Below are 10,313 nucleotides of genomic sequence, written 5' to 3' on the forward strand. Positions count from 1 at the left end.
CACCGAGGCTCACGCCACCGCTGACCAGGCCCGCGAGCGCGCCACCGAGGCCCACGCCACCGCCGACCAGGCTCGCGAACGCGCCGCCCAGCAGCGCGAGCGCGGGGCGCGTTGACGACTGCCCGGATGCGCAGCCGGTAGAGACGTTGCTCCCGGGTCGGCTCAGGTGCGCCACCGCCGACCCGCCGGCGGTCACGATGCCTACGGCGCGCATGAAGGGTGCACCTGGCCAGGGTGAGCAGATGTAACAGTCCGCGGACGGCGCGTTCGATGAGGGTGAATTAATGACAGATAAAGAGGTCGAACGGAGGGCCAGGGCATTATACGAGGCGCGGGAGAAGCGCCTGCCGATCGCGCCGTTCACTGACGTGGATCCGTCCCTGACCATGGATGACGGCTACATCATCCAGCGGGCGTTCACTGAATTGCTGGTCGCGGACGGCGAAATCATCTTCGGCTACAAAGCGGGGCTCACCTCCGCGGCCATGCAGGATATGTTCGGGGTCGGGACTCCGGATTACGGGCCGGTGATGGCCTCCACGATCCGCGGCGACGGGGCAACCGTCTCACTCGACGCATTCATCGCCCCGAAGGTGGAAGCGGAGATCGTCTTCAAGCTGGCGGCGCCGCTGGCCGGCCCCGGTGTCACGCTGAGGCAGGCGCGCGCGGCGATCGGCGCGGCCATGGCCGGGCTGGAGATCGTTGACTCACGCATCGAGAACTGGCGCATCCGGCTTGCGGACACGATCGCCGACCTCGGCTCAACCGGCGCGGCCGTGTTCGGGCAGGCTGTCACGCCGTCACCGAACCTGGACTACCGGCTGGTGGGCATGGTCTTCTCCCGCAACGGCGAGCTGGTGGCGACCGGTGCGGGCGCCGCGGCTCTGGGTGATCCGGTGGCGGTCGTGGCATGGCTGGCGAATGTGCTCGGCGAGCACGGCATCACGCTGGAAGCCGGACAGGTGATCATGACCGGTGCGTTGCACGCGGCGGTTCCGCTGAACCCGGGCGACACCTTCACCGCGGAGTTCGACCGCCTCGGCTCGATCACACTGCACGTCGACGGCAGCGAGCCGACCGAGAAGGAGGCGATCCCAGGATGAACGAAGCCGGACGGGCGTCCGTGTCGGTGCTCGGCACCGGACTCATCGGCATAGACCTGGCGAGCAAGATCATGCGTTCGGATCATCTCGACCTGCGGCTCGTCGCCGGCCGGGATGCCGCGAGTCCCGGGCTCTCCCAGGCGGCCCGGCTCGGCATGCCGGTCGCCACCAGGGGCATCCACTCCCTCCTCGAGGCCGGGGAGCCCTTCGACGCGGTGTTCGACGCGACCAACGCGCTCTTCCATGCCGAGCACGCCGAGAAGCTCTCGGCTCTCGACACCCTGCTCATCGACCTGACGCCCAGCAGGGCCGGGCACATGGTCGTACCGACGGTCAACAAGGCGGAGATCGTCTGGCACCGGGACATCAGCATGGTGAGCTGCGGCGGGCAGGCGTCGATACCCATTCTGAGCGCCATAACGAAGGCGCACGAGATCGACTACATCGAGGTGGTGACGACGGCCGCCACTCTGAGCGTGGGCCGCGGGACCCGCATGAACCTCGACGAGTACGTGGAGACCACCCAGGAGGCCATCCGTGGCTTCACCGGCGTCAAGAACGTCAAGGTGATCCTGAACATCAGCCCCGCACGGCCCCCGGCGACTTTCCGGGTCGCGATCGCTCTGCTGGGAAAGGGCCTCAGCACCGACTCGGTGCGCTCGCTGGTGACAGGAGCCGCGAGAGACATCCGCTCGTTCGTCGACGGCTTCGACGTGAAGGCCTGCACGGTGGACGAATCCCAGGCCTTCATCGCCGTGGAGGTCACGTCATCGGGGGACCGAATACCTCGATACGCCGGGAACCTCGACATCATCAATTCCGCCGCGATCCACGTCGCCGAGTGTTATGCGGTGGACCGCCTCTCGGCGCTGGGACGGAGACGCCATGAGCAAGGCAACAGGACGAGGGGCACCATCGCGCAGGCTCATCCAAATCCATGACCCGAGTCTGCGCGACGGCCACCACGCCGTCCGGCACAACCTTGGACCGGACCAGCTGCGCGCGTACGCGGAGGCCGCTAACGCGGCGTTTGTTCCGGTGGTCGAGGTCGGCCACGGCAACGGTCTGGGTGCTTCCTCCCTGCAGGTCGGCCAGGCCCGGCTGACCGACGACGAGATGCTGGCGATCGTCAGGGAAGCCCTGACATACAGCCAACTAGGTGTCTTCCTGCTGCCGGGATGGGCCACGCTTCGCGACATCAAGAACGCCATCGCGTACGGCGTCGACGTGGTCCGGATCGGCACTCACTGCACCGAGGCGGACCTCGCCGAGCGGCACCTCGGTTTCCTGCGTGACCGGGACGTGGAGGCGCACGGTGTTCTCCTGATGAGTCACATGGCGACCCCGGAGGGACTCGCTGAGGAGTGCGCGCGGCTCGTCGAATACGGCGCGAGCGGGGTAGGCATTCTCGACTCCTCGGGACACTACCTTCCGGCGGACGTCACGGAGCGCATCAGTGCCATCAAGGCCGCCGTCGACGTGCCGGTGATGTTCCATGGCCACAACAACCTCGGCATGGCCGTGGCCAACTCCATCGCGGCCGCCGAGGCGGGAGCCGACATCCTGGACGCATGTGCCCGGGGCTTCGGCGCCGGCGCCGGCAACACCCAGCTGGAGGTTCTGGTTCCCGTCCTCGAACGGCTGGGGTTCCGCACGGACATCGACCTCTACCGTCTCCTGGACGCCGCGGACATCGCCGAGCGGGAGCTGATGCCCGCTCCGCCCACGATCGACTCCGTCTCGGTCGTCAGCGGGCTGGCCGGGGTGTTCTCCGGGTTCAAGAACCGAGTGCTCGACATCTCCGCCCGCGAAGGCGTCGACCCTCGCGACGTCTTCTTCGAACTCGGCCGGCGTCAGGCGATCGCCGGTCAGGAGGACCTCATCCTGGACGTCGCGCTCGCCCTGCGCAGGTCCGAACGGGACCGGGAATTCGACAGGCTCCGGCAGTGACAGGAGGAGGAGCTGTGTTCGACGTGCTCAAGCGCATCCTGGTGGACGACATGCAGATGCGGGCGGAGGACATCACCCCGGCGGTCAAACGCACCGAGGTGGGCATCGACTCCCTTGCCGTGACCGAACTGGCGACGGTACTGAACAGCAGGCTCGGCATCGAGATCCATGACTACGAACTGCTGGAGCTGTGCACCGTCGGGGACATCGCCGACCTGCTGCACGAGCGCAGTTCCGCCGCCGGGGACCGCGAGCCCACCGAGCCGCATCCCGGGAACGTGGCACCAATGACCCTCTGGAGCGCTCATGCCAATGCCGCGCCTACGCACCGCCCTTGACAGCCTCGCCAGCTACCGGCCCACCGACAGAACGCGCGGCCACCACCATCTGCGACCCCTGTCCGCCAACGAGTCCGCGCACCGCTCGCTGCCCCCGGTCATCGCCGCGGTGGCGGAGGCCGGCCTGGACATCCATCGGTATCCGGACCCGGGTTGCGCCGAGCTGACTCGCGAGCTCGCCCGGCGACACGGAGTCGACCAGGGCCGGGTCCTGGTGGGCGCGGGATCCCTCGCACTGCTTCAGGCGCTGTTCCAGGCCGCCGGCGAGCCCGGCGCCGAGGTGGTGTACGCCTGGCGAAGCTTCGAGCTGTACCCGGTCCTCGCCGACCTCGCCTGGATGCGCTCGGTCCGCGTACCGCTGAACGACGAGACGCACGATCTCGCCGCGATGGCCACCCGGATCACCGATGCCACCCGGCTGGTGCTGATCTGCAATCCGAACAACCCGACCGGCACCGTGGTCGGCGGCGACGCGCTGCAGGCGTTCCTGGACCGGGTCCCACCGACGTGCCTGGTGGCTCTCGATGAAGCGTATGTCGAGTATGTCGGCGAGCCGAGGGTGTCCAGCGGACTGCGCCTGTGCGACGCGTACCCGAATCTGGTCGTGCTGCGTACGTTCTCGAAGGCCTACGGGCTGGCCGGCTTGCGGGTGGGTTACCTGGTGGGCGCCGTCGACCTCGTCACGCAGTTGCGCAAAGCCTGCCTCGCCTACGCGGTCAACAGCGTGGCGCAGCGCGCGGCGTTGGCCGCGCTCGGCATCGAGCAGGAGCTGCTGCGGCAGGTCGCCACCACTGTCGCCGAGCGCCAACGAATCAGGAAGGCTCTGCTGGCCGACGGCTGGGACGTGCCGGACTGCCAGGGCAACTTCCTCTGGCTGCGGCTCGGCGAGAACTCGGCAGCGTTCGGCCGGTGGTGCCTGGACGCGGGCATAGCGGTGCGAGTCTTCGACGGCGAGGGCATCCGCGTGTCGATCGGTGCGGCCCCGGACAACGACGCCTTCCGCGCAGCGGCGCAGCAGTGGCGGGAGAAGCCGCCGGCAGTGACCGCCGGCGCCCTCACGGACCGGTGTGGCGCGTGATGGCGATGACGGTCTCCTCGCACATGATCGACCACAGCAGCCTGTCCCGGCAGGTGGTCGTCTCCCCGGGCATGTGCAGCGGCGGTTCGCTGATCTTCGGCGCCATCGGTGACTGGACGTGGGAAACCGTGGCGGCGGCATGCCACACCAATGTGTACGCGGCGCGCACGGCGCTGGGGCAGCCGGCCTACCTGTCCTTCTATTACTACCGGGTACGCGGCGGCGACGTCGTCCACCCGCACGGACTGACGTTCGGCGACGAACTGCACGTGAGCTCACGGGTATTCCACTTCGGCAACCAGTCGGTGCTGACCCTGCACCGGCTGGCGCCCGCCGCTCTCGACCTGGCAGACGGCCCGCTGAATCCTGCGGAGGCCTATGAGCAGCCGCACCCGGACTGCATGTATGTGGAGACCTTCAACCGGTGGATCGCGCGCAGCCGGCCGGGCAGCAACCAGGGCCTGGCAGCGATCGCCCCGCCTGATTTCGCGTTCGCTGACCTGCCGCGGCTGCCGAATCAGTACTCGCCGCGCACGTTGGTCGGAAGGGCGCGCCAGGCAGGCGGCTTCTGTGACCCGATCCCGCAGGGCTTCGCCCCGATCGGCCCTGAGCGCACCTTCGAGTACACGCTCGATGTCGTGCGGGACATGAACGGTGTGGGCCTGGTCTATTTCGCGTCCTACTTCGCCATCTTCGACACCGCGCTCCTGCGCCTCTGGCGCTCGCTCGGCCGCTCCGATGAGCATTTTCTCCGGCGCCGGGTGATCGACCAGAAGGTGGGCTATTTCGGGAACGCCGATCCGGGGGCCCTGTTCATGATCACCGTGCGCAGGCTGCGCAGTGCCTCGCGGCCGCAGATCGAGATCGCGGACATGGCGATGCGCGACGCCGCGACGGAGGAACTACTCGCGGTCACCGCCATCGAGATCGACCTTGACCCGCAGACATGAGGAGCTTGCGATGAAATCCGAACAGACTCGCCGATCGGCCCGTGTCGCCGCCGCGGACATGGCGGCCACCGCCGCGCTCCTTCAGGTGGCCGCCGAGCTCGGCGTGGACCAGTTCCTCGATGGCGGGGAGCCCTTCACCGTCGCCGAACTCGCCGGAGCCGCCGATACGCCCGAGGGACCCATGACGGAATACCTTGCGGCGCTCCTCGCCGCCGGGCTTGTCGTGACGACCGGGGACAACGGTGACTTCCAGGCGGCCCCGGACTACGCCAATCAGCGCAATCACGCGGGCTATCTGTGCTGGGCCCTCAACGCCAACCGGCCGTTCATCGAGAACGCGCCGATGTTCTTCCGCGATCTGGACGGGGCCGCCAAGGAACACCAGCGCAACTCCCGCCGCGTGGCGGTCAGCTCCCGATGGATCGGCACTCGCGATTTCTACCCGGCGGCCTTCGACCTGATCGTCCGGTCCGGCGCCGGTCACGTGGCAGACCTGGGCGCCGGAGCCGCGGGACTGCTGATCCAGCTCCTTTCCCAGGATCACGGCCGTACCGGAATGGCTCTCGACATCAGTGAGAGCGCCTGCGCCGAGGCGCGCAAGGCCGCCGAGCGGGCCGGTGTCGCCGGGCGCCTGGAAGTGATCCAGCGTTCGGTCCAGTCGCTGGCGGACGACCCGTCTCCGGTAGCCGGCGCGGACGTGATCCACGCCGGCTTCGTGTTCCACGACGTCGTCGGAGACGAAGCGACCTTCGACGCGATGCTGCGAAGCTGCGCGACGGCGCTCGCCAGCGACGGCTTCCTGGCGATCACCGATGCGGTTCCGTACGCGGCCGACGAGCGTGAACGCCGCTTCAGTGCCCTGTTCACCTATCTGCATGCCGGGTTCATGAACGTACGCCTCCCCACCGAAAAGGCGTGGATCGAACGATTCCGCGCCGCGGGGTTCTCCCATGTCGAGGTCGTTCCGCACGAATTCCCGGGTGGCCGGCTTTTCATCGTCCAGAAGTAGGGGTGAGCGGTGACCAATCCGTTCGAGAACGCCGAGGGCACCTATCTGGTGCTGACCAACGACGAAGACCAGCACTCGCTCTGGCCTGACTGGGCAGCTGTACCGCAGGGCTGGACCACCGTGTTCGGCCCGGCGCCGCGGGCTGACTGCGTCAGCTACATCGAGCGCCATTGGACCGACATGCGGCCGCGCAGCCTGATCACCGAAATGACCCAGGAGTGAGTGGCCGATGGTCGAGCGTACGCTCACGGATCGCTTCGAACAGCAAGTCGGCCGGAATCCCGACGCCATAGCCGTCAGCCAGGACAACGTCCGCCTGACCTACCGCGAGCTCGACGAGCGCGCCAACAGGCTGGCTCATCTGCTGATCGCCCGCGGTGTCGGCCCCGAACGGCTGGTGGCCCTCGCGCTGCCGCGGTCGCTCGACCTGGTGGTCGCGGTGCTGGCCGTACTGAAGGCGGGCGCCGGCTACGTTCCCCTGGACCCGGCACAGCCGAGCGCCCGGCTGCAGTACATGCTCAACGACGCCGCCCCCACGTGCACCGTCCGTGCGGCCGGCGGGGAGCAGAGCGCCGATATCGACCTGACCGCGGCGTCGACCAGCAAACTGCTCGCCTCGCAGCCCGCCCACTCGCCCGGCCGCACGGCGCATCCGGGCAACGTCGCCTATGTGATCTACACGTCGGGTTCGACGGGGGAGCCCAAGGGAGTCTCGGTCACCCACCGCAATGTGGCCGCGTTGCTGGACGCCACTCATCCCTGGTTCAAGTTCGGGCCCGCTGACGTGTGGACGCTGTTTCACTCCTACGCCTTCGACTTCTCGGTGTGGGAGATCTGGGGAGCCCTGGCATACGGCGGCCGCGTGGTCATCGTCCCCTACGAGGTGAGCAGATCTCCGGACCGGTTCCGTCTGCTGCTCGCGCGCGAACGCGTGACTGTGCTCAACCAGACGCCGTCCGCCTTCTACCAGCTCGACCAAGCCGACCAGAAGGTGACAGGGAACGAGCTGAGCCTCCGCTTGGTGATCTTCGGCGGGGAGGCGCTGGACCCGGGACGGCTGACCGGCTGGTGGACGCGCCACGGCTACGATGCGGCCCAACTGGTCAACATGTACGGCATCACCGAGACCACGATCCACGTCTCCTCTCTGCCGCTGCACGCCACTCATGCCGAACAGGGCGGCAGCCCGATCGGTGAGCCGATCCCGCACCTGCGCGTCCATGTGCTGGACGAGCGCCTGCGCCCCGTGCCGCCGGGCGCAGTCGGTGAGATGTACGTCGGGGGAGCGGGGCTGTCTCGCGGCTACCTCAACCGGCCCGCACTCACCGCGAGCCGGTTCGTCGCCGACCCCTTCTCGGTCGGCCAGCGCATGTACCGCACCGGCGATCTGGGCCGGCAGCTGCCCGGAGGCGCGCTGGAGCACCTCGGCCGCAGTGACGAGCAGGTGCAGATCCGCGGATTCCGCGTCGAGCCCGAGGAGATCGCCGCGACCCTCACCCGCCATCGCGAGGTGGCCGACGCCGCGGTCGTGCTGCGCGAGGACCAGCCCGGCGATCAGCGTCTGGTCGCCTACGTGGTGCTGGACGACACCGCCGGCACCGACGGCAGCCAGGTGGTGGGGGAGTGGCGGTCGCTGTACGAGACGTTGTACGAGGACAGCCGCACGACCGCCTTCGGCGAGAACTTCGCCGGGTGGACCAGTAGTTACGACGGACGGCCGATCCCACGGGACCAGATGCGGGAATGGCGGGACGCGACCGTCGCCCGGATCCGCGAACTGCGGCCGAACCGCATCCTGGAGATCGGCGTGGGCAGCGGGCTGCTGATGTCCCAGCTGCTGCCGGACTGCGAATCCTATTGGGCCACCGACCTGTCGTCGTCGGCCATCGACGTGCTCCGCCACCACATCGGCCCGGATCAGCGCGTGCGACTGCTCCACCAGCAAGCCGACGATTTCGCAAAGCTTCCCGCGGCGTTCTTCGACACCGTCGTCATCAACTCCGTGATCCAGTACTTCCCCGACTCCGGCTACCTGGAGCGCGTGGTCCGGGGAGCGCTCGGCCTGGTACGGCCGGGCGGCGCGGTGTTCGTCGGCGACGTCCGCGACGTGCGCACGCTGCGCGCCTTCCACACCGCTGTCCACCTCGCCCGGCAGGACGACGCCGCGAAGGTGCGCCAGGCCGTCGAACAGAGCGTGACCGGTGAGGAGGAACTGCTGGTCGCACCGGAATTCTTCACGACGATGGCGGAGGCGGACGCCGTGGACATCCGCGTGAAGGAGGGTCGCCACCACAACGAGCTCACCCGGCACCGCTACGACGTGACCCTCTACCGCGGCCCGGTAGACGTCGTTGACGATGCCGCCTTACAGCACGAGCGCTGGGACGGCTCCGTGCCGCAGGTGCCGCCGAGCGGGCTTCTGGTCACCGGCGTTCCCAACGCCAGGGTGACCGGAGAGGTCGCCGCGGCCGCTGCGATCGCCGATGGACTCGACCTGGCCGAGGCCCGGAAACAGCTGGTGGCGGGAGCCGGGGTGGATCCCGCGAGCCTGCCCTGCCCGGACGGCTTCCGGCGAATCGTCACACCCTCCGCCGCCGCACCCGACCGCGTCGACGTCTACCTTCTGCCTGAGCACACCAGAGGGATCGTCGCCGCCGCGAGGAGCGGAGCGCCGGGACCGCACACCAATGCGCCAGTGACCTCGCGCCGGATCCGCTCGGCGATCTGGGCACTTCGCACGTATCTGCGGGACACGCTTCCTGAGCACATGGTCCCGGGTGCCGTCATGGTGGTGGACAAGCTGCCGCTCACCGCGAACGGGAAGCTGGACAAGCGGGCGCTGCCGGCGCCCCGGTACGGCGACCTGTCGTCCAGGCGGGCGCCACGCAATCGCACCGAAGCCCGCCTGTGCGAACTGTTCGCCGAGGTACTCGGCGCCGACGATGTGGGGGTCGACGACAACTTCTTCGACCTGGGCGGTCACTCTCTGCTCGCCACCCGCTTGATCAGCCGTATCCGCGGCGACCTGGGCATCGACGTGGACATCCGCAGCCTGTTCGCCAGGCCGACGGTGCGGGGCATCGCCGGTGTAGCCCGGGCGGACTCAGGTGAGCGGCCACCGCTGCGCCGGGCCGCGCGAGTCGGGCCGATCCCACTGGCATCGGGGCAGCGCCGGATGTACTTCCTCGCCGAGCTGGAGGGCGCAGCGCCCAGTTACAACGTGCCGATCGTGTTGTCGTTGTCGGGTGAGGTGGACCGGGGGGCGTTGGCGGCGGCGCTCAATGATGTCGTGGCTCGGCATGAGGCACTGCGCACGGTTTTTCCTGACGGCCGGGCCGAGATTGTGGAGCGGGCTTCGGTCGAGCTGGGGGAGGGCGGTTCGGTTGAGGAGGTGTCGACTCGGCCGTTCGATTTAAGTTCGGATCTGCCGTTGCGGGCTCATCTGGTCGGCGACGTGCTGGTGCTGGTGTTGCACCACATTGCTTGTGACGGGTGGTCGCTGCGGCCGTTGGCCCGGGATTTGGCGGAGGCTTATGCGGCCCGCTGCGCGGGCCGGGCGCCTGATTTCCCGCCGTTGCCGGTTCAGTACGCCGATTACGCCATTTGGCAGCGGGAGGTGCTGGGTGGTGAGGGTGATCCGGGGAGTCTTGTTTCTCGGCAGCTTGGTTTTTGGCGGCGTGAGTTGGCGGGTGTGCCGTTGGAGTTGGTGTTGCCGGTTGATCGGCGGCGTCGGGTGGGTGCCGGTCGTACCGGGGAGTATGTGTCGTTCGTGGTTGATGCGGGGGTGACCGCTGGGCTGGTGGGGGTGGCGCAGCGGTGTGACGCGACGTTGTTCATGGTGTTGCAGGCTGGTTTGGCCGCGTTGTTGTCCCGGTTGGGTGCGGG

The 10,313-nt window shown here is 68.4% G+C and carries 9 protein-coding genes; all 9 read left to right on the forward strand.

Features of this window, described 5'->3' with window-relative positions:
* The first annotated feature begins 284 nt into the window (after window positions 1–284).
* Complete coding sequence (locus tag AB0F81_RS48000) at window positions 285–1,103, forward strand: fumarylacetoacetate hydrolase family protein (RefSeq protein ID WP_360210571.1); 819 nt, start codon at window positions 285–287, stop codon at window positions 1,101–1,103.
* A gap of 20 nt (window positions 1,104–1,123) precedes the next feature.
* Window positions 1,124–2,044, forward strand: coding sequence for an acetaldehyde dehydrogenase (acetylating) (locus AB0F81_RS48005; RefSeq protein ID WP_360210573.1), 921 nt, complete (start codon window positions 1,124–1,126; stop codon window positions 2,042–2,044).
* Complete coding sequence (dmpG, locus tag AB0F81_RS48010) at window positions 1,989–3,053, forward strand: 4-hydroxy-2-oxovalerate aldolase (protein ID WP_360210575.1); 1,065 nt, start codon at window positions 1,989–1,991, stop codon at window positions 3,051–3,053. Before AB0F81_RS48005 ends, dmpG begins: the two co-directional genes overlap by 56 nt.
* 14 nt (window positions 3,054–3,067) lie before the next feature.
* The gene (locus AB0F81_RS48015) at window positions 3,068–3,391 is read left to right on the forward strand and encodes an acyl carrier protein (protein ID WP_360210577.1); all 324 of its coding nucleotides are present in this window, start codon (window positions 3,068–3,070) and stop codon (window positions 3,389–3,391) included.
* Window positions 3,360–4,469, forward strand: coding sequence for a histidinol-phosphate transaminase (locus AB0F81_RS48020; RefSeq protein WP_360210579.1), 1,110 nt, complete (start codon window positions 3,360–3,362; stop codon window positions 4,467–4,469). The genes AB0F81_RS48015 and AB0F81_RS48020 overlap by 32 nt, the downstream gene beginning before the upstream one ends.
* On the forward strand, window positions 4,469–5,419 hold the full coding sequence (locus tag AB0F81_RS48025; RefSeq protein ID WP_360210581.1) for an LnmK family bifunctional acyltransferase/decarboxylase: 951 nt from the start codon (window positions 4,469–4,471) through the stop codon (window positions 5,417–5,419). The genes AB0F81_RS48020 and AB0F81_RS48025 overlap by 1 nt, the downstream gene beginning before the upstream one ends.
* A gap of 10 nt (window positions 5,420–5,429) precedes the next feature.
* Complete coding sequence (locus tag AB0F81_RS48030) at window positions 5,430–6,428, forward strand: class I SAM-dependent methyltransferase (RefSeq protein ID WP_360210583.1); 999 nt, start codon at window positions 5,430–5,432, stop codon at window positions 6,426–6,428.
* Between the two features lie 9 nt (window positions 6,429–6,437).
* Entirely contained in the window at window positions 6,438–6,650 is a 213-nt protein-coding gene (locus AB0F81_RS48035) for an MbtH family protein (protein ID WP_360210585.1), read from the forward strand.
* A gap of 7 nt (window positions 6,651–6,657) precedes the next feature.
* On the forward strand, window positions 6,658–10,313 hold a 3,656-nt coding region (locus AB0F81_RS48040), incomplete at its 3' end, for an amino acid adenylation domain-containing protein (protein WP_360210587.1).

The organism is Actinoplanes sp. NPDC024001, from assembly GCF_040638955.1.
Taxonomy (GTDB): domain Bacteria; phylum Actinomycetota; class Actinomycetes; order Mycobacteriales; family Micromonosporaceae; genus Actinoplanes.

Excerpts from the sequence above, each read along its gene's own strand:
- AB0F81_RS48000 (WP_360210571.1), top strand. The coding sequence starts at position 285 with ATGACAGATAAAGAGGTCGAACGGAGGGCCAGGGCATTATACGAGGCG.
- dmpG (WP_360210575.1), top strand. The coding sequence starts at position 1,989 with ATGAGCAAGGCAACAGGACGAGGGGCACCATCGCGCAGGCTCATCCAA.
- AB0F81_RS48020 (WP_360210579.1), top strand. The coding sequence starts at position 3,360 with ATGCCAATGCCGCGCCTACGCACCGCCCTTGACAGCCTCGCCAGCTAC.
- AB0F81_RS48025 (WP_360210581.1), top strand. The coding sequence starts at position 4,469 with ATGGCGATGACGGTCTCCTCGCACATGATCGACCACAGCAGCCTGTCC.
- AB0F81_RS48030 (WP_360210583.1), top strand. The coding sequence starts at position 5,430 with ATGAAATCCGAACAGACTCGCCGATCGGCCCGTGTCGCCGCCGCGGAC.